General features: G+C 42.2%; 26 protein-coding genes. 19 read left to right on the forward strand and 7 right to left on the reverse strand.

The features are described from left to right. Positions 1-4 precede the first annotated feature (4 nt). The gene (gene sppA, locus ACOQOE_RS09940) at positions 5-1,084 is read left to right on the forward strand and encodes a signal peptide peptidase SppA (protein WP_407937491.1); all 1,080 of its coding nucleotides are present in this window, start codon (positions 5-7) and stop codon (positions 1,082-1,084) included. 80 nt (positions 1,085-1,164) lie between these two features. Here the strand turns inward: sppA and ACOQOE_RS09945 are convergent, their stop codons facing one another. After that, complete coding sequence (locus tag ACOQOE_RS09945; protein ID WP_067864860.1) at positions 1,165-1,743, reverse strand: Maf family protein; 579 nt, start codon at positions 1,741-1,743, stop codon at positions 1,165-1,167. Positions 1,744-1,854: 111 nt separating this feature from the next. Between ACOQOE_RS09945 and ACOQOE_RS09950 the strand changes: the two genes are divergently transcribed. The 16 genes from ACOQOE_RS09950 (at position 1,855) to ACOQOE_RS10025 (ending at position 14,570) form a co-directional block, all read left to right on the forward strand. Beyond that, positions 1,855-2,373, forward strand: a complete 519-nt coding sequence (locus ACOQOE_RS09950) for a YceD family protein (RefSeq protein WP_420553895.1) — start codon at positions 1,855-1,857, stop codon at positions 2,371-2,373. Positions 2,374-2,396: 23 nt separating this feature from the next. Continuing rightward, positions 2,397-2,576: a 50S ribosomal protein L32 gene (rpmF, locus tag ACOQOE_RS09955; RefSeq protein ID WP_067864854.1), complete on the forward strand. Its 180-nt coding sequence runs from the start codon at positions 2,397-2,399 to the stop codon at positions 2,574-2,576. Positions 2,577-2,578: 2 nt separating this feature from the next. Beyond that, entirely contained in the window at positions 2,579-3,595 is a 1,017-nt protein-coding gene (gene plsX, locus ACOQOE_RS09960; RefSeq protein WP_420553896.1) for a phosphate acyltransferase PlsX, read from the forward strand. A gap of 116 nt (positions 3,596-3,711) precedes the next feature. Next, the gene (gene fabD, locus ACOQOE_RS09965; protein ID WP_067864853.1) at positions 3,712-4,644 is read left to right on the forward strand and encodes an ACP S-malonyltransferase; all 933 of its coding nucleotides are present in this window, start codon (positions 3,712-3,714) and stop codon (positions 4,642-4,644) included. Positions 4,645-4,668: 24 nt separating this feature from the next. Continuing rightward, positions 4,669-5,412, forward strand: a complete 744-nt coding sequence (fabG, locus tag ACOQOE_RS09970) for a 3-oxoacyl-ACP reductase FabG (protein WP_420553897.1) — start codon at positions 4,669-4,671, stop codon at positions 5,410-5,412. A gap of 180 nt (positions 5,413-5,592) precedes the next feature. Then, a complete protein-coding gene (gene acpP, locus ACOQOE_RS09975) occupies positions 5,593-5,826 on the forward strand; it encodes an acyl carrier protein (protein ID WP_067864849.1) in 234 nt (77 codons plus the stop codon). Positions 5,827-5,935: 109 nt separating this feature from the next. After that, positions 5,936-7,174 (forward strand): beta-ketoacyl-ACP synthase II, encoded by a 1,239-nt coding sequence (fabF, locus tag ACOQOE_RS09980; RefSeq protein WP_420553898.1) that lies wholly within the window; start codon positions 5,936-5,938, stop codon positions 7,172-7,174. Between the two features lie 17 nt (positions 7,175-7,191). Then, entirely contained in the window at positions 7,192-8,010 is an 819-nt protein-coding gene (gene pabC / locus ACOQOE_RS09985; protein ID WP_420553899.1) for an aminodeoxychorismate lyase, read from the forward strand. 42 nt (positions 8,011-8,052) lie between these two features. Then, a complete protein-coding gene (mltG, locus tag ACOQOE_RS09990; RefSeq protein WP_420553900.1) occupies positions 8,053-9,081 on the forward strand; it encodes an endolytic transglycosylase MltG in 1,029 nt (342 codons plus the stop codon). A 17-nt stretch (positions 9,082-9,098) separates the two neighbouring features. Then, the gene (tmk, locus tag ACOQOE_RS09995; RefSeq protein ID WP_067864837.1) at positions 9,099-9,734 is read left to right on the forward strand and encodes a dTMP kinase; all 636 of its coding nucleotides are present in this window, start codon (positions 9,099-9,101) and stop codon (positions 9,732-9,734) included. A 4-nt stretch (positions 9,735-9,738) separates the two neighbouring features. Then, entirely contained in the window at positions 9,739-10,734 is a 996-nt protein-coding gene (locus tag ACOQOE_RS10000; protein ID WP_067864834.1) for a DNA polymerase III subunit delta', read from the forward strand. Positions 10,735-10,748: 14 nt separating this feature from the next. Beyond that, positions 10,749-11,099, forward strand: coding sequence for a PilZ domain-containing protein (locus tag ACOQOE_RS10005; RefSeq protein WP_067864829.1), 351 nt, complete (start codon positions 10,749-10,751; stop codon positions 11,097-11,099). Between the two features lie 12 nt (positions 11,100-11,111). Then, positions 11,112-11,891 (forward strand): TatD family hydrolase, encoded by a 780-nt coding sequence (locus ACOQOE_RS10010; RefSeq protein WP_420553901.1) that lies wholly within the window; start codon positions 11,112-11,114, stop codon positions 11,889-11,891. A 1-nt stretch (position 11,892) separates the two neighbouring features. Next, a complete protein-coding gene (locus ACOQOE_RS10015; protein WP_067864823.1) occupies positions 11,893-12,792 on the forward strand; it encodes a radical SAM protein in 900 nt (299 codons plus the stop codon). 199 nt (positions 12,793-12,991) lie between these two features. Then, complete coding sequence (locus ACOQOE_RS10020; protein ID WP_420553902.1) at positions 12,992-14,092, forward strand: malate dehydrogenase; 1,101 nt, start codon at positions 12,992-12,994, stop codon at positions 14,090-14,092. A gap of 70 nt (positions 14,093-14,162) precedes the next feature. Continuing rightward, complete coding sequence (locus ACOQOE_RS10025) at positions 14,163-14,570, forward strand: secondary thiamine-phosphate synthase enzyme YjbQ (RefSeq protein WP_067864817.1); 408 nt, start codon at positions 14,163-14,165, stop codon at positions 14,568-14,570. 43 nt (positions 14,571-14,613) lie between these two features. On the opposite strand, the gene ACOQOE_RS10030 is transcribed toward ACOQOE_RS10025, so the two are convergent. The 6 genes from ACOQOE_RS10030 to ACOQOE_RS10055 form a co-directional block, all read right to left on the reverse strand. Further along, positions 14,614-15,177 (reverse strand): chemotaxis protein CheW, encoded by a 564-nt coding sequence (locus ACOQOE_RS10030; RefSeq protein WP_082792370.1) that lies wholly within the window; start codon positions 15,175-15,177, stop codon positions 14,614-14,616. 218 nt (positions 15,178-15,395) lie between these two features. After that, positions 15,396-15,707 carry a TusE/DsrC/DsvC family sulfur relay protein gene (locus ACOQOE_RS10035; RefSeq protein WP_067864814.1) on the reverse strand — a complete coding sequence of 104 codons (312 nt, stop codon included), beginning with the start codon at positions 15,705-15,707 and terminating at the stop codon, positions 15,396-15,398. 3 nt (positions 15,708-15,710) lie between these two features. Next, complete coding sequence (gene tusB, locus ACOQOE_RS10040) at positions 15,711-16,010, reverse strand: sulfurtransferase complex subunit TusB (protein WP_067864811.1); 300 nt, start codon at positions 16,008-16,010, stop codon at positions 15,711-15,713. A gap of 2 nt (positions 16,011-16,012) precedes the next feature. Next, the gene (tusC, locus tag ACOQOE_RS10045; RefSeq protein ID WP_067864808.1) at positions 16,013-16,378 is read right to left on the reverse strand and encodes a sulfurtransferase complex subunit TusC; all 366 of its coding nucleotides are present in this window, start codon (positions 16,376-16,378) and stop codon (positions 16,013-16,015) included. Positions 16,379-16,381: 3 nt separating this feature from the next. Beyond that, on the reverse strand, positions 16,382-16,774 hold the full coding sequence (gene tusD / locus ACOQOE_RS10050; protein WP_303417945.1) for a sulfurtransferase complex subunit TusD: 393 nt from the start codon (positions 16,772-16,774) through the stop codon (positions 16,382-16,384). Positions 16,775-16,885: 111 nt separating this feature from the next. Next, positions 16,886-17,566, reverse strand: coding sequence for a Bax inhibitor-1/YccA family protein (locus ACOQOE_RS10055; protein ID WP_067864803.1), 681 nt, complete (start codon positions 17,564-17,566; stop codon positions 16,886-16,888). Between the two features lie 129 nt (positions 17,567-17,695). Between ACOQOE_RS10055 and ACOQOE_RS10060 the strand changes: the two genes are divergently transcribed. Continuing rightward, complete coding sequence (locus tag ACOQOE_RS10060; protein WP_067864800.1) at positions 17,696-18,436, forward strand: pseudouridine synthase; 741 nt, start codon at positions 17,696-17,698, stop codon at positions 18,434-18,436. A 49-nt stretch (positions 18,437-18,485) separates the two neighbouring features. Then, a complete protein-coding gene (locus tag ACOQOE_RS10065) occupies positions 18,486-19,508 on the forward strand; it encodes a thioredoxin fold domain-containing protein (RefSeq protein WP_420553903.1) in 1,023 nt (340 codons plus the stop codon). Positions 19,509-19,557: the final 49 nt, after the last annotated feature.

The following is a 19,557-nucleotide window of genomic DNA, read 5'->3' on the forward strand; positions in this document are numbered from 1 at the left end:
ATTTGTGTCTGATAATCCATGGAATGAAAAAAAAGGCCAAGCGTCAGAAGACGAAGCTATTAATGATTCAGTAAGTGATACTCAATCTGATATAGATGCGAATAGTAAATTAGGTAAAGCGGTAGAGAATGCTAAACAAGACTCCTCAAGTAAAAAAGAGTGGAAGCTTATAGAGAAACTCTTAAATGGGATGTTTGTCGAACAGCGTAGAGCACGTCGCTGGGGGATCTTCTTTAAATTTCTGACTTTTGGGTACCTGTTTGCGTTGATGGGTCTTCTACTTTTTAATAATGATCTAGAAAAAAGCTCCTCACTTGAAGCACATACTGCAGTTATAGAAGTGAAAGGACCCATTAGTGCTGATGATGAGGCGAGTGCCGACGCGATTATCTGGTCACTCCGTGAAGCTTTTGAAGAAGACAATGCAAAAGCGGTTGTTTTGCGTATAAATAGTCCTGGCGGTAGTCCTGTTCAAGCGGGCTATATCTATGATGAGATTAAGCGCCTTCGCACGATGCACCCGGAGAAGCCTCTCTATTCTGTTATCGCGGATATTGGTGCGTCAGGAGCTTATTATATAGCGGCTGCATCGGATGCTATCTATGCAGATAAAGCAAGCTTAGTAGGCTCTATTGGTGTTGTGGCAGGCGGGTTTGGCTTTGTTGACCTAATGGATAAAGTCGGGGTCGAACGCCGCCTTTATACTGCAGGTGAGCATAAGGCTTTTCTTGACCCTTACTCTCCAAGTAATGAAGCCGAAAAAGAGTTTTGGCAAAGTGTACTTAACACCACGCACAAGCAGTTTATTGATCAAGTTAAGCAGGGGCGTGGTGATCGCTTAAAAGACGATCCTCGATTGTTTAGTGGCCTTGTATGGACGGGAGAGCAGGCCGTTGATTTAGGTCTTATTGATGGCTTGGGCAGCACGAGTTCAGTGGCGCGAGAAGTCGTTAAAGTCGAGAAGCTTGTTGACTACACACCAAAGCGCCAACCATGGAAGCAGATTGTGGATGAGCTTGGTGTTAGTTTTACCAAAGCGATAAGTGCACAGCTGGGCTTAAGTCAGGGTGCACAACTGCGCTAATTAGCGTGCTTATGAGAAAAATGGAGGGCTAAGCCCTCCATTTTTTTATCTAACACACCGTTAGCGGTAAACTCTAGCGGCTACAGGACATTGAGCCCCTCTTTTTCCAGCATACGCACCAAACGAATTAAAGGGAGGCCGATAAGGGTGTTTGGGTCTTCACCTTCTAAACGTTCAAACAATACGATGCCGAGTGCTTCTGATTTAAAACTGCCTGCGCAATTATAAGGCTGCTCTGCATGCAGGTAATGTTCAATCATCTCATCTGTTAATGTTCTAAAAACAACGTTAAATGGCACCGTTTCGCTTTGAACCTCACCACTTTTTGAATTGATCAGGGCTAGGCCTGTTAAAAAAGTAACGGTGTGTCCTGATAGTTTTTGTAGCTGTTTGACTGCATTTTCATGAGTATGGGGCTTACCTAAAATTTCATTGCCTAAAACAGCGACTTGGTCTGAGCCTATGATTAAGCTATCAGGCTCAGTGCCAGCTACTTTTTGTGCCTTTTCTATGGCTAATCGTGCAACGAGATCCTCGGGTGTTTCATTAGCTAGAGGTGATTCATCTATATCTGGAGAAATGCAGGCGTATTTAAGCTGTAATTTGTCTAGAATTTGACGACGAAACGGTGAACTAGATGCTAAAATCAGGTTTCTCATGTCTTTTTTTAACCGTTAATGTATGAAGGCTCGAATATTAGCGGTTTTATTACATAATTAAACCCCAAAGTCTTTGACAGATGGGTTTTCGAGCCCTAGAATTGCGCGCTTATGTCAAACGGTCCATTACCTAACAAAGTAGACCCGCGAAAACTTGCTGAGCGGGAAGTGCGGATAACAGGTGCAGTCGCCTTAGATAAGGTGCCTATACTTTGCCAATCATTGATTGGTACAGAAGGCTCTATTGATGTCGATCTCCAGTTTGCTGTTGATGAACAGCGTATTCGTACCATTACTGGCAGCGCTGAAGGTCATGTTTTCATGACGTGTCAACGTTGCTTAGATCCAGTAGAGGTTGCCGTAGAGGTAGATTTTAATCTTGGCCTTGCTGCCAGTGAGGATGCTGCAAAACAGCTTCCTCGCATTTATGATCCTCTGATAGTAGGGGATGAAGAGATTGAGTTGCTTTCTGTGGTTGAAGAAGAGTTGATTTTGAGTCTTCCCCATGATGCTTATCATGATGATTGCTCGATCAAAACTTCATACGGCGATGCCGGGGCAGTGGCAGAAAACAACGATAAACCGAATCCATTTAGTGTGTTGGCGCAATTAAAAGCCAATAACAAATAGAAAGAACCAGGAGCTATTTAGTCATGGCAGTTCAGAAAAGTAAGAAGTCACGTTCCCGTCGCGATATGCGTCGTTCACACGATGCGCTAGGAAACCCGACTCTATCTGTAGAAACTACTACAGGTGAAACGCATCTTCGTCACCATGTATCTGCTGACGGTTTCTACCGTGGTAAGCAAGTAATTAAGCAGGACGACGAGTAATATTGTCAGCCTACTACACCATTGCAGTTGATGTGATGGGCGGGGACTTCGGTCCCCGCATTACGATCCCCGCTACAATCGACGCATTAAAACGTTACCCGCATCTTTCGGTCAAACTTGTTGGCCATCAAGAAGCTATTACCCCTTTTTTGACCCAGCTAAACTCTGAAGTTGCTTGTCGTCTTGATGTTGTTCATGCGGCTGAGACTATCTCAATGTGCGCGAAACCTTCGCTAACGATTCGTAACGGTCAAGAGTCCTCAATGTTTAAAGCGCTTCAGTTGGTTGGTGATAAGCAGGCGCAGGCCTGTGTCAGTGCTGGAAATACTGGAGCGTTGATGGTTTTGGGGCGTTATATATTACGCACATTGCCTAATGTGGATCGACCCGCTATTACTTCAACTGTTCCGACTGCTGATGGGCATTGCCACATACTTGACCTTGGCGCTAATGTTGATTGCAGTGCTGAGCACCTTCTTCAGTTTGCTATAATGGGGTCTGTAATGGTGCAAGCGGTGGATGGTATAGCTGAGCCTAGAATCGGCTTGCTCAATATAGGCGCCGAGGAAGTTAAAGGTAATGAACAGGTTAAGCTTGCTTCTCGCTTAATTGAAGAGAAGGGTGGCCTTAATTATATCGGCTACATTGAAGGGGATGATATATACAAAGGCAAGGCCGATGTTGTTGTTTGTGATGGCTTTGTCGGTAATATAGCGCTTAAAAGCAGTGAAGGCTTGGCGCGGTTGATGAGCCATAAATTCCAATCGAGTTTTAAAAAAGGCTTGTATCGTAAAGTATTAGCCTTTCTTGCTAGTCCGATTTTGAGTGAAATAAAACAGCAGTTGGACCCATCTCGACGCAATGGTGCAAGCTTGTTAGGTTTGCAAGGAATTGTGATCAAGAGTCATGGGGCAGCTAATAAAACCTGTTTTGGTTATGCGCTAGATCAAGCTGTAGCCGAAGTAGAGCAAAACCTCCCAAGTAAGATATGCAATGAAATTGAGCATAAGCTTGCTTGATTCGCTTTATAGCGGTTTTAATTACCTCGTAATGTTGTAAACTACGCCCCTTTGGTCTGTATTCTTTTATTAATCCGCAGGCTTGCTATTAATTTTATTGTCGATTTGAGGAAATCATGTCGCAAAAACTCGCTTTTGTTTTTCCGGGACAAGGCTCCCAACAACAGGGAATGCTTGCTGAATTAGCAGAATCTCATCCTGTGATCACCGATACCTTTGCAGAAGCATCGGAGGTTCTAGGTTATGACCTATGGGAGCTTGTTCAGAACGGTCCTTCAGAAGATCTTGATCAGACAGATAAAACCCAGCCTGCGCTGTTAACGGCTGGTGTGGCTTTGTGGCGACTTTGGCAGGAGATGGGGGGTGAAATGCCTACTGTTCTTGCCGGTCATAGTTTAGGAGAGTACACCGCGCTGGTTTGTGCTGGTGCTATTAGTTTTGCAGATGGCGTGAAGCTTGTGAAACTGCGCGGTGAATTCATGCAAACGGCTGTTCCTGCGGGTGCGGGTGCTATGGCTGCCATTCTTGGTCTTGAAGATGCTGCTATTGTACGTGCTTGTATAGATGCAGAGCAGGGCGAAGTGGTTTCACCTGTAAATTACAACTGTCCAGGTCAGGTTGTTATTGCCGGCCACAAAGAGGCCGTTGCTCGTGCTATTGTGAATTGTAAAGAAGCGGGCGCAAAAAGAGCAATTCCTTTACCTGTGAGTGTTCCCTCTCATTGTGATTTAATGAGACCTGCCGCTGAGCAGATGGCAATTGAGCTATCAAATATTGAAGTTCGTATGCCCAAAATTCAGGTTTTACAAAACACGACAGCGAAAGTACCCTCATCAGTTGATGAGTTAAAAGAAAATCTGTTAAGTCAGCTATATAGCCCTGTACTTTGGACCAAAAGCGTTCAAAATATGGTCGCGCAAGGTATTGAAAACGCACTAGAATGTGGGCCAGGCAAAGTATTATCCGGCCTGAATAAAAAAATTCATAGACCTCTGATCGTAGCTGCGATTAATGATGCGGCGGGCCTTGAAAAAGCGCTTAATGCATAATCGTACGAGCAAGGAATAATAAGAATGAGTATTGAAGGTAAGGTAGCGCTTGTAAGCGGCGCAACACGCGGTATAGGTAAAGCAATTGCGCTCGAGCTTGGTAAGCAGGGAGTGATTGTTATTGGCACTGCAACAAGTGAAAATGGCGCTACTTCCATTAGCGATTATCTATCCGAATCTGGTATTAAAGGTACAGGCTTAGTTTTGGATGTTGCAAGTAGTGACTCCGTTGCCGATGTGCTTAAAACAGTACAAACAGATTTCGGTACAATCGAGATACTTGTTAATAATGCAGGTATTACTCGTGATAATATCTTGATGCGTATGAAAGATGATGAATGGGATTCAGTTTTAAATACTAATCTCAATTCCGTTTTTCGCTTGGTTAAAGGCTGCCTAAGAGGCATGACCAAAGCTCGCTGGGGACGTATTATAAGCGTCAGCTCAGTAGTTGCATCTATGGGTAATGCTGGACAAGCTAATTATGCGGCCGCTAAATCAGGCATGGAAGGCTTTACACGTGCATTAGCGCGTGAGGTGGGTTCCCGTAATATTACGGTAAACTGTGTTGCGCCTGGGTTTATCGATACCGATATGACCAGTGGGCTTGCTGATGAGCATAAAGAAGCGTTGAAATCACAAATTCCTCTGAATCGCCTTGGGCGACCCGAAGAAATTGCATCAGTTGTTGTTTTTTTAGCCAGCGAAAGTGGCGGATATGTGACTGGAGAGTCGATTCAGGTCAATGGTGGCATGTATATGGGCTAAAAGCGGCCTCAGGGAATTGTTTTTTTCCTCGAAATGTTGATAATGTGCCGTCAGGTAGAGAATGTTTTCATTTTAGCTGAATTAGGTTTAAGTTAACTTGGTTGGCTGAAGTGCTTTTAATAAAATTTCTTTCCGTATGCTAAATCGGTATATGGTGTTAATAAGAAGATAGGAAGAGATATGAGCAGCATTGAAGAGCGCGTAAAAAAGATCATCGCAGAGCAGTTGGGTGTTAAAGAAGAAGAAGTTACTCAAGAAGCTTCTTTCGTTGAAGATCTGGGCGCTGACTCCCTAGACACTGTTGAGCTAGTGATGGCTCTAGAAGAAGAATTCGAAACAGAGATCCCAGACGAAGAAGCTGAGAAAATCACTACAGTTCAGCTAGCAATCGATTACATCAACGCACACCAGTAATCGTTAATAGCACGAATCTCTGACAAGCCGCCTATCCTAGATAGCGCGGCTTTTCTTTTGTCTGTCAGTCTTATTTTATACATCTGTATTCCGTATATGGAGATATTCAATGGCACATAGGCGTGTAGTTGTCACTGGAATTGGCATGTTAACGCCAATAGGTAATACCGTTGCTGAAACTTGGTCCCAGTTATTATTGGGTAAAAGTGGTGCGGCACCTATTACTCACTTCGATGCATCCTCCTATGGGACGCGTTTTGCTTCCTCAGTTAAAAACTTCGATGTAACTCAATATGTGAGCCAAAAAGAAGCGCGTAAAATGGATCTTTTTATCCAGTACGGGTTGGCTGCAGGGATACAGGCAATTGAAGATGCTGGTTTCGAAGTTACGGAGAAAAATGCTGGACGCATAGGATGCGCAATAGGTTCAGGCATTGGTGGCTTACCAATGATTGAGAAGAATATCGATATACTTAGTCAGTCGGGTCCTCGTCGAGTTTCTCCTTTTTTTGTTCCCGGTAGTATTATTAATATGATTTCCGGTAACTTAGCGATTAAGTATGGTTTTAAAGGGCCTAATATTGCTATTACAACAGCCTGTACAACAGGAACGCACAATATTGGTCAGGCAATGCGTATGATTCAATATGGCGATGCTGATGTTATGTTGGCCGGCGGTGCTGAGATGGCAACAACGCCTCTAGGCATTGCTGGTTTTTCAGCGGCTAGAGCTTTATCGACCCGTAATGAAGACCCAGAAGCGGCTAGTCGTCCTTGGGATAAAGATCGTGATGGTTTTGTTCTTGGGGATGGAGCAGGCATACTTGTTCTTGAAGAGTATGAACATGCTAAAGCGAGAGGCGCAGAGATCTATTGCGAGTTAGCTGGCTTTGGTATGAGTGATGATGCTTATCATATGACCGCGCCGCCTGAATCGGGAGAAGGGGCTGCATTAGCGATGAGTAACTCAATTGCGGACGCTAAAATCACATTAGATAAAATTAATTATATTAATGCGCATGGCACTTCGACTCCCGCAGGGGATGTAGCTGAATCTAATGCAGCTAAACAGGTTTTAGGGAGTGCGGCTGATAATGTTCGGATGAGTTCAACAAAATCAATGATAGGGCATCTACTCGGAGCTGCGGGCGCTGTTGAAGCTATATTCTGTGTAAAAGCCTTGAAGCATCAAATCGCACCCGCAACTATTAATTTAGATCAACCATCTGAAGGCTGTGATCTGAATTATGTGCCTCATACGCCGCAAGCGTGTGTTATAGAGGCCGCTTTATCCAATTCCTTTGGCTTTGGTGGGACTAACGCATCACTACTCTTTAAGAAAATATAATTATTATTAGGTAAGTTATGCAGGCTGTTTGGGTAAATGGGATTCCTACTGATCAGATAAAGGTTACTGATCGAGGATTTTGTTACGGCGATGGGATATTTGAAACGATTGCTGTTGTAGATGGGCGCCCACAGCTTTTATCTCAGCATTTAAATCGTATGCGTTCTAGCTTAGAAAGGCTAGGGTTTCCCGAAGCAATAGAGTCTGTAATTGAATCAGATCTTGCTCTATTGTCGTTTCAGGGGGATCAAACACTTAAGCTGATCGTTACAAGAGGGAATGGGCTTCGCGGTTATATGCCGCCTCAAGAGGTTTCAGCGACCCGTGTGATGACGCTAACTGATCGCGTGATAAATTATGATAGGGCTAATCAGGGTGTTGTTACCCGATTATGTGACTATCGTTTGCCTCTTAATCCTGTGTTGGCGCAATTAAAGCACCTGAATCGTTTAGACCAGATAATGGCTCGTAATGAGTGGCATGATCCTAATATTGCAGAAGGGATTATGCTAGATGCTGAAGGTTTTCTGATTGAAGGTACAATGAGTAACCTTTTTTGGTTTAATTCCGCAGCAGGAGAGCTTCAGACGCCGCTTATTGACCGTTGTGGGGTTAAAGGTGTGATGCGGGATCATATTATCTCTCTATTGCAGAGAGAAGATATAAGGGTTGTGGAAGGGCGCTTTCCCCCATCCGTTTTAAGTGAAGCGAGTGAAGCATTTATTTGTAATAGTCTAATTGGTATCTGGCCAATCGTTGCTTTAGATCATAATCATTATAAGATCGGTTCCATAACTCGAAAACTGCAATCAATTCTTGGTCGAGAATTAGATTGAATTTGAGACATTTTTTGCCTTTTATTAGTTCAGGAAGTTAAGTTGTTGAGAAAAATATTATCTATTATTGCTTGCCTACTATTGATTGCCGTTGCAGCTGCATATTGGCTGTATAGTGATTTTAAGCTTTATATCGCTACGCCTTTAAATTTTTCTGATAATGAGGTTATTGTTATAGATAAAGGCTTACCCTTCAATGGTTTGGTTAATAAACTTAAATCCAAAAATGATAATATAAATATCTATTATCTTAAGTTTTATGCTCGTCAAACGGGACTTGGTAGAAAAATTAAAGCGGGCGAATATCACTTAACGTCTGATATGACGCCTGTCATGTTAATGAAGAAATTAACCTCAGGGCGCTCGATAAATTACAATTTCACAATTATAGAAGGTAGTAATTATAAGCAGCTATTGGCTGCGCTACAGTCAAATCAATATTTAAAGAACGATATTGAAGGGCTTTCACCAGAACAGCTACTCGAACAGTTAGATACCGAATATAAACATCTTGAAGGCCTCTTTCTCGCTGAAACTTATAGCTTTGAAAAAAACAGTTCAGCTTTTGCCTTGCTTAAACGGTCGCATAAGATGCTTGTTGACCGGTTAGAGCAACAATGGGCATCTCGATATGAAAAATTGCCTTATAAGTCTGCATATGAAGCCTTGATCATGGCGTCAATTGTTGAAAAAGAAACCGCACGCGCCGATGAAAGACCCATTATTGCCGGAGTGTTTGTACGCCGTTTAAATATAGGTATGCGTTTACAGACAGACCCTACGGTTATCTACGGTATGGGAGATAATTACAAAGGTAATATACGTCGTTCAGATCTACGCAAGCCGACACCTTATAATACCTACACAATTTCAGGGCTGCCGCCAACGCCTATCGCTATGGTTGGGCCTGATGCCATTACTGCGGCACTTCACCCTAAAGAGGGTAAGGCACTCTATTTTGTTGCAAAAGGTGATGGAAGCCATTACTTTTCTTCAACGCTTAGAGAACATAATAATGCGGTGAAAAAGTATCAGTTGTCGCGTCGTAAAGATTATCGTTCATCACCGTAAATAATAAACAGGAATATATGACTAGAGTTCAGCAAGGCCGCTTTATCACTGTTGAAGGTACGGAAGGGGTTGGTAAATCGACCAATATTGATTTCCTATGTAACCTTCTGAAAGCGCGTGGGATCGAGATTGTATTGACTCGAGAGCCAGGTGGAACACCACTCGCTGAGGAGTTGCGCGCACTTCTACTGAGTCCACGTGATGAGCGTGTAAGCGAAGATACTGAGCTTTTACTGATGTTTGCCGCTAGGGCTCAGCATATAGAAAACGTGATCCGCCCCGCATTAGATCGAGGTGCTTGGGTGATAAGCGATCGTTTTACTGATGCGACCTTTGCTTATCAAGGTGGTGGACGAGGTATTGATTACGAGCATATAAGCCTATTAGAAAAGCTGGTTCAGCATGGTCTTCATCCGGATTTAACCTTGTTATTGGATCTGGATGTTGAGGTCGGTTTGAAACGCGCTTCTGCGCGTAGTGAACCCGACCGATTTGAACAGGAAAAAATCGACTTTTTTAGCAAGGTTCGAGACGCTTACCTTCAGCGAGCTAAAAATGAGCCTCAGCGTTTCGCCATTATTGATGCCTCAGTTCCATTGTCTGAAGTTCAGCAGCAGATAGCATCAGCAGTCAGTTTGTATTTGGGTAATTAGATTTATGTCTGAGCTTGTATCAATTCATCCTTGGTTTAATGACCGCTTTCGACATCTTGCTCAGTTACATCAAGATAAACGCCTTCCCCATGCGCTTTTGCTGCATGGTATGTCGGGTATAGGTAAAGTCGATTTTGCTAAAGCCTTTGCTCACTATCTACTTTGTCAAAATCCAGAAAATGGTAAAGCTTGCGGACATTGCAAGCCTTGTGAGCTAAATATAGCAGGCAGTCACCCAGATCTGTATTTGTTAGAACCTGAAGAGCAAGGTAAACAACTAAAAGTTGATCAAGTTCGCACATTAAACGAATTTATTTACAGTACGGCACAGCAAGGCGGGTATAGAGTTGTTGTGCTTAACCCTGCGGATTCAATGAATATCGCATCTGCAAATGCTCTATTAAAAATGCTCGAAGAGCCAGGCAGAGATACGCTGATTTTGCTGATCACCTCAAAAATGGGGCAGTTATTACCAACCATTAAAAGCCGTTGCCAGCATGTGGAGTGTTATCCGCCCGCAGAGCCAGAAGCTATACGCTGGTTAATGAATGCTGCCGAGCTGGATGAAGAACGCGCTAAAAATATACTTCATATCAACTTGGGAGCGCCCATGGAGGCGTTAGCTTATATTGATAATGGTTTAAATGAGCAGAGGGCGCATCTTGTTAGAGGCTTAGCCGATATACTTAAACAGCGTCGTACCGCCCTTGAAGTCGCACAAAGCTGGAATAAATTAAACATTGAACTTATTTTAGGCTGGTTCTATAGCTTGCTGATTGACGCCGCGAGAGGGGCTGTATGTGAATCAAGTGAGTTTATTCGTCAAGATGATGCTCGTAATATGATCAATGCAGTTGCTAAAAAAACTAACCCCGTTAAAATCTTCAAGTTAGCAGATAAAGTTCATGAAGAGCGCAAAGCTATATTGTTAAGGCAAAATCCGAATAAACAATTATTGCTCGAATGCATCCTACTGGAGTGGGCTGCACTGCTTAATTAAGGAGAATAGATTTTATGGTCGCTGTACCACGTTTAAGCCATGGTATTTTATCGTTAACGATAAAAACCAAAGAAGAGCTGTATGAGGCTTATCTACCGTACATCCTTAACGGCGGTCTATTTATACCTACGTTACGTTCTTACCATCTTGGCGAAGAAGTTTTTATGCTGCTTGAGCTAATGGAAGAGGGCGATAAGATACCGGTAACGGGTAAAGTTATTTGGGTTACCCCTAAAGGCGCCCAAGGCGGCCGTACACCCGGTATAGGCATTCAACTATCAACGGATGACTCCACTTTAATTAACAAGATTGAAAACTACTTAGCCGGCTCTTTAAGTTCTGAGCGTAAGACTAACGCACTTTAAGTTACCCCTCCTATGTTTATTGATTCGCACTGCCATTTGGACAGGCTAGACCTGTCCCCATATAACAATGATTTTTCTCAAATGCTTCAGGCTGCACATGACCGTAAAGTAGAAAAGATGCTTTGCGTTTCCATCGATCTTGCCAATTTTGATGCTATGTATACCCTTATCGAAAAATATGAGCAGGTATATGCTTCGGTTGGTGTCCATCCGCTTAGTGCATCGGAAGAGGCGGTAGGTATTAGTGATCTTATCGAGCGAGCAGAGCGTGAAAAAATCATAGCTATTGGTGAAACGGGTTTAGATTATTTCTATCAGAAAGACACTCAAGAACCGCAACAAGAGAGCTTCAAGAATCATCTGCTTGCGGCAGGACAATTGAGGCTTCCCACTATCATCCATACTCGCGAAGCTCAACAAGACACAATCTCTTTGATTAAGGCTCATGGCAATTTAGATTCTGCTGGGGTGATGCATTGCTTTACCGAAAGCTTGGAGATGGCGAAAGCCTCGCTAGACTTAAATTATATGATCTCTTTTTCTGGCATTATCACGTTTAAAAATGCGGCAGATCTACGTGAAGTCGTTAAAGCGGTGCCTCTGGATCGCATCCTGATTGAAACAGACTCGCCTTATTTAGCACCAGTTCCTCACCGTGGTAAGAAAAATGAGCCCAAGTATGTTGTTGAGGTTGCTCAATGCGTAGCCGATTTGAAAGGCATTAGCGTAGAAGCGGTAGCCGAAGCCAGCAGCGAAAACTTTTATACCTTGTTTAACAAAGCCGCGCAGTAATATGCATATCTACCCACCCATTAACTATATTGAGCCTGTCTTTCGCCCTCCCAGTGAGGCCAATTCACTCATATTGCAGGTAACAAATGGGTGTAGTTGGAATAACTGTACTTTTTGTGAAATGTATACCCAACCGCAAAAGAAGTTTAAACCTAAATCACAACATGACATCGTCGAAGATCTGAAACGTTGTGCGCAACCTCTCGCCGCTGTAAGGCGTGTATTTTTAGCTGATGGCGATGCGATGGCGCTCTCTTTCGAACGCCTTAAAGGGATTCTGCTGGCGATAAAAGAGCATTTGCCGACTGTTAGCCGTGTCTCCTCTTATTGCCTGCCGCGCAATCTTAAAAAGAAAAGTGTTGAAGAGCTCGCTGAACTCAAAGCTTTAGGGTTAGAGCTTTTATATGTCGGGGCAGAGAGTGGCAATGACCTGATTCTTTCTAAAATCGATAAAGGTGAGACATTTCAATCGACAGTTGATGCTCTGCATAAAATTAAAGGGGCGGGCATCAAATCATCGGTAATGATCATCAATGGTATGGGGGGCGTTAATTACTCTGAGCAACATGCACTTGATGCCGCAAAACTGGTCAATGAAACACAGCCTGAGTACTTAGCAACATTAGTCCTGTTTTTTCGTCAAGGCGAAGCGAACTTTATCTCTGCATTTGGAGATGATTTTATAATGGCTTCTCAACGGCAGCTTATACAAGAGATGGAGTTATTTATATCCCATCTTGAGTTAGAGAAAACCATATTCCGCAGTGATCATGCCTCTAACTATTTAGTCCTTAAAGGCATTTTAAATAGAGATAAAGAGAAGCTTTTAGGGATGATAAAAATGGCTTTAGCTCAAGATGAGCGTACTTTTCTTCGCGCTGAAACCTCAAGAGGTTTATAGAAAGCTTGCCTAAAGCACGAACGCTGAATATTAGCACTGCCTGAATCTTATTAAATAAGTCTGAATAAATCATATATTCGCGATAGTATCTAAAAAGGTATCCCCAACTAGAGGTGGATTAATTACTTTTCGCTCTCAAGTTGTTATACTTTGGTATAATTTCTCTATAAATATAAGTATATTCTAAGAGGTTATAGGTATGAGACGTCCCGTTCGTATAGCGGTTACCGGTGCAGCTGGTGCAATCAGTTATAGCTTACTATTCAAAATAGCCGCTGGAGAGATGATGGGAAAAGATCAGCCCGTTATTCTTCAATTAGTTGAACTTCCCCATGCAATGGACTCATTGCGTGGCGTTGCGATGGAGTTGATGGATTGCGCATACCCATTGCTGCACACCATTACACTGCATGATAGCGTTGAAGCCGGTTTTAGAGGTGCCCATTACGCTCTATTAGTTGGCGCAAAACCACGTGGTCCAGGCATGGAACGACGTGACCTATTAGAAGAAAATGCGGCAATTTTTGCCCGTCAAGGTAAAGCATTAAACGATTTTGCTAACCGTGATGTAAAAGTATTAGTTACCGGTAACCCGGCAAATACTAATGCATTAATTGCTAGTCGTAATGCGCCAGACCTGAGCCCGTCTCAGTTTACTTGCCTTACTCGTTTAGACCACAACCGTGCAAAAGGTATTCTCGCTAATCACTGTGGGGCAACTACGCGTGATATAGGTGGCATTATGATCTGGGGTAACCATTCGCCAACCCAGTACCCTGATTTACATCAAGCAACGATCCTAGGCAAACCGGCAATGTCTCAGGTTGACACTGCATGGTATCGAGATGAATTTATTCCTAAAGTTCAACAGCGGGGCGGGGAAATCATTGAAGCGCGAGGCCTTTCAAGTGCCGCGTCTGCTGCACAAGCTATTGTTGATCAGATGCGCGACTGGGTTTTAGGAACTGATCCTGGTGAAATCATCAGTATGGGTATATTGAGTGATGGAAGTTATGGGATCGCTAAAGGTATTTTCTATTCATTCCCTGTGCGTTGTAACTACGGACGCTACCAGATTGTGCATGATATTGAAGTAGGGGACTTTAGTCGCCAACGCCTAACAGCGACTGAGCAAGAGCTGCTTGATGAGAAAGAGATCGTTGAGCATCTTCTACCTAAAGAAACAGAAGAATCACATCAGAATTTATCGATCTGTTTACGTTCAGGGGTTACCTTGTATGCGGATAATACAGGCCCTGATGTAGAAAGTAAGTTTATGACAACCAATCGGGTTATGTGATTGTAGATTCCTCACAGCCATAGACTCAATATTCTTGCTAAAATGCCCCTTTTAAAAAGGGGCATTTTTTATGGTCGACATACTTAGGGTTATTACGCGCCGCCAAGGTTTATATGAATTTACATCGGATTTAGAGCTATTAGTGGAGCGCTCAAAAGTAACTGATGGTATCTGTAATCTTTTAATTCAGCATACAAGTGCGAGTTTGGTTATTCAGGAAAATGCAGATCCTAGCGCTCAAGCGGATCTTGAAAAATGGCTTAATCGCTTAGTACCTGAAGGTGATAGTTTATATACTCATGTCTTTGAAGGCGCTGATGATATGCCCGCGCATATAAAGGCAGCTTTAACGGCAAGTTCTCTTTCTATACCGATTAAAAATGGGCGCTTGTGTTTGGGCGTGTGGCAAGGTGTGTTTTGTTGGGAGCACCGCCATGCGGGTAGTAGGAGGGAAATAGCTGTTCATATAGGTGAGTAATTAAAGGCTACCTTTGGCAGCCTTTAATATATTAAAAAGGCGTTTAGAAGGCCTCTTCATTTTCATCTAAAGGGGTAATGCTTTGTAGCATTTTGAATATATCTAACAAAATAATCAAAATATTATTGTAATAGCACACACCCATTACAAAGCGTTTTGTGGTTTCTTCGCCGGTTGCATTAGGGGCTCGATCAATATCATTTTGCGGCAGATTAATAACCTCATCGGCACTGTCGACCACTAAACCGACAACTTCCTGTTCGTTATATTCAACCACGATAATACGCGTATCATCACTTGGTTTGTGGGCGGCTATCCCAAATAGAAGTCGTGTATCAATAACCGTGACTACGTTACCGCGTAGATTGATAATACCTAGGACATAATCATCAGAGCCGGGAACGGGTGTTATTTCGCTGTAACGCAAAACTTCCTTTACTTGGACTACATCTATGCCATAAAGCTCATTATCAACCTTGAATGTTGCTAGTTGATGGTAGACCACTTCCTCTTGATTGCTTCGTCTGCTTTCAGTTGATTCTTTTTGCTGAAAAGCTTGATCTGCTTGTAAGCTCCGAAGGTGTTCAGCTGCTGATTCTAAACCCATGGTGTTCTACCCATCCAAATTCACTATACAAAAGGTCTCTTTAAAAAATGACTTCTTAAAAAGGCCCTATACTTTTATCCGAGTATCCCATAGCTTGGATACTATTGAAAAGCTTAGAAATATACTTTGTTAAAACATAGACTAATCAATTTAGACTGAAAACCTCAGATATGGAAAAAACCGCGTAGATTTGAGCTTATCAATAATTCGTAGGTTAATTAAATACAGTTATCAGGCTTAGGTAGGCCCGCAATCTTGGCAACGATTTTAGCTGGGCTTCCTGGGAATAGCTTCATCAAGTAGATACTCTTGCCTTTATCTTTTCCAAGTTTCAAGGAAACGGCTTTTACTAGCGGACGCATAGCGGGTGAAAGCTCATAAGTTTGATAAAATTCTCTTACAACAGTGATAATTTCTAAATGTGCGTCGGTTAAGCTAATGCCTTCTGCCGTGGCAATGTCTATTGCCATTTCAGGAGACCAGTCGCTTAAATCACGCAAATAACCTTCATCATCAAATTCTATCGGCATATTTTAGTACCAGCTGACAATTTTGTCGTGTTCACAGCTTAGTTTAACAAAGCCTTGGTCATTAACGCTGCTAAATCTAGGTGAGAGCTTATCTTCTAGACCGCGTGCTTGGATATCAGCTTCTAGTGCGCTTAGTTGAATATCATCAGGCGATAAAGCTTTAAAAAGGCTTTGATGAGCTTCTAAGGCGCTATAAACCGCATCTTCAATAAGTAGTATGGCATCGCCAGAGGATAGGCCATTCAACATATTGAGATATAGAGACTTATTCTGGGGCGTTTTGTTAATTACATGTAAAGTCATAATCAAAAAGTCAGTACAGAATCATTTTGTTGGATAAGTGATGCAATAGCATCTCTTTGGATAAGTGTTACCGGCATAGCTAAATCGTTTTCAGTTAAGCCTATGCTTTCTAAGTCTTCTTCGGTTATGTAGATCTTTTCAATATCATACATAGGTAGAGCACTGAGCATTGCTTCATGTTTTTTCATGTTCAAGGCGTCAGGGGATTGGTTGTTGATGAGTTGGTACAAGCCATCACCGATAAAAAGAAGGGATACCGGCATTTCAAAAATGGAGCAGGTTAGCGCAACATCAAGAGACTCTCTTGCCTTGCTTGATCCATAAGGCGCCGATTGGTTGATAATTAATATGCTTTTTTTATCAATCATCTCTTAATTCCCAAAAGTGATAACACGGTCTGAAACCGCAATGGCTTCAGCAAGCTGGCCTAGTCCAGATAGTTCAAACCCTAGAGCAAGATTAGCATTTTCTTTATCGTATCGTTGGGCTTCATTATCGTCTAAAACACCGCGTTTCACTGCAGCGGCAATACATACCACAAGATCTAAGTTATGTGTTTTAGCAAGCGACTGCCAGGAGCTTAAAAGGTTAGTTTCATCCTGAGGAGGCGCAATCTGTTGATTAGCCACGAGCACGCCATCACCATAATAAAAAATACGGAATATTTGATGCCCTTCCTCTAACAAGCACTTCGCATAGCGGTAAGCGGTTGAGGAAGTTTGCGCACTAAAGGGTGAGGCATGGACGATTAAAGAGAATTTCATAGTATCTGCTGGTTGGAAGTCTGAGTTAGGCGCTATTTTTCATCAGTTACAAAATAAAAAGCCCCGCTATCTTATCAAAGAAAGCGGGGCTTTTTTATACTATTACTTTAATTAGTCATCGCTAAGCACGCCTACAAGGCTAAGCAGATGAATGAATAGGTTGTAGATGTTTAGGTACAAACTAACGGTCGCCATAATGTAGTTTGTGTAAGTACCGTTTACGATATTGCTTGTGTCATAAAGGATAAAACCACACATCAGCAATACGACAAGAGCAGAAAATGCTAAATGTAGGGCACCTAGCTGTACACCGAAAAGTGGCAATACAAATAAGGCAACCATGGCAATAATCGCAACCATCATACCTGCTGCTAAAAAGCCTCCCATAAAGCTGAAGTCTTTTTTGCTTGTCAGTACATAAGCGGATAAACCAAAAAAGGTTAAGCCTGTCATGCCAAGCGCTGTCATTACAATCTGCCCACCATTTGCCATGGCAAGGTAGTTATTAATGACAGGGCCTAGTCCAAAGCCCATCATGCCGGTAAAAAGGAAGACAAGCGGAAGAGCAGCAGCACTGTTCTGCTTCTTATTCAAAATGAATAACATAACAAAACTAAGTATAAAGCTGCCTAAGTAAACGATCATTGGCATTTGTAGCAGCATTGAAATGCCTGCTGTAATTGCACTAACAACCATCGTCATAGCAAGTAGCATGTAGGTATTTCGAATTACTTTGTTCGTTTGTAAAACTGATTGTTCAGACTGAACATCATAAGTGTTTACGTTACGCATGTTACCCTCGAAGAAAATCCTTGTTTAATATACCTCTATATATAAGCATTTTACTGGGTTTTTCAAGGTCTCTTTACATAGTTTTACGCTCACGTAGAATCAGCCGTCCTCCAAACAGATGAAATCAGCATGAATAATTTAAATATACTCTTTGAAGATGATGACATTATTGCCCTAAATAAACCTTCAGGTTTATTAGTCCATCCTAGTTGGATAGCGCCGCGGGGCACGCCAAATCTAGCCTCTATGCTTAAAGAGTATTTTAATGGCGGGAGCCCTTATACAATTCACCGATTGGACCGGCCAACATCGGGGGTGATTTTGTTTGGTAAAAATAAAGAGATTGCTCAAAAAATGAATTTACTCTTTGCAGAGAGAAAAGTTGAAAAAACTTATCTCTGTATGGTGAGAGGCTATACTCCCGAAGCAGATCTTATCGATTACGCGCTGAAAGAGGAGCTGGATAAGATCGCGGATAAACACGCAAAGAAAGATAAAGAGGCGCAAGAGGCTGTTTCAGAATACCGACGTTTAGCAACAGTAGAGTTAGATATTCCAGTTGGTCGATATGAAAAATCACGCTATTCGCTGGTTGAGGTAAAGCCTAAAACCGGTAGAAAACATCAGATTCGCCGTCATATGAAACATATTTTCCATCCCATTATTGGTGATACAAATCATGGGGATAATAAACATAACAAATCGTTTCGTGAGAACTTCGATTTACAGCGTTTAATGTTAATGGCATCTAATATTAAGTTTGAACATCCTGTCACCCAGCAGATGATGGATATTGGTGCACCGGTTGATCAATATACAGATCAATTATTTAAAAAGTTTGCTTGGGATGGATTGTACCTCTCGGACTAAACACTCATTTAAAGACAATTATCCAGATTGGATAAGCGCAGGTGGTTAAATGCATAGATGGTTAATGTTTTTAGTTGTAATAAGCTTAGGTGTAACCAATGCTTATGCAGGTGAGCCTGAGGTGGGCACTCAGATCATTAACTATTCAGGTACTGTAATTGAGGAGCCTTATTGGTTCAAAAACAGCTTTTTAGACCTTGCCGATGATATTCAAGAAGCGGACGAGGAGGGGAAAAATCTATTACTTTATTTTCATCAGGCAGGTTGTCCTTATTGCTATAACTTAGTGCAGCAAACCTTTTTAGATCCTCAGTTAAGCGTCTTTATTCAGGAGCATTTTGATGTGATTGCCCTTAATTTATGGGGAGATCGAGAGATAACATTACCTAGCGGTGAAATATTTACAGAGAAAGAGCTTGCGGTTAAATGGAAAGTACAATTTACGCCAACGCTTATCTTTTTTACAGGGGACCTAGAACCTAGTCTACGAATTGATGGTTATCGTAGTAAAGCCATGCTCGCTAAAATTATGGACTATGTGATTAGCGGCTCACAAGAACCATTTTTAGCCCAACAGATTATCAGTAAAACTACAGGCGTTGAGCTTTATCCTACCTCGGTTTTTAATGAGCTAAAAAAATCATCTCAATTAAATGCAGATCAGCCTGTTGCCGTACTTTTTGAATACCCAGGTTGTGCGGATTGTGAACAGCTTCATAAAACAGTGTTATCACGTAAAGATACCCATCAACTGCTATTGCCATATAAAGCGTTAAGAGTTGATCTGTCTGATGAAAACACGCTACTTACGCTACCTGATCAAGCGCCTAAAACTGCAAAACAGTGGGCGGATGATCTAGGCTTAACCTACTTCCCTAGTCTCGTGTTATTTGATGAAAATAATCAAGAGCGTTTTAGAATTGATAGTTATGTAAGGTCATTTCATTTCCAAGCAGCTTTGGAATACGTCAGTCAAAAAATATATGAAAGAGAACCCGAATTTCAGCGCTATATCAATGAACGTGCAGATAATTTACGAGAGATGAAGAAAAAGGTCGTAATCGTCGAATAAGCAAGGCCTTAATGCTATTTTTTTGTTGACAGCTGTGATCTAATCCGCC

The sequence above is a fragment of the Neptuniibacter marinus genome, assembly GCF_965223595.1.
GTDB classification, from domain to species: domain Bacteria; phylum Pseudomonadota; class Gammaproteobacteria; order Pseudomonadales; family Balneatricaceae; genus Neptuniibacter; species Neptuniibacter marinus.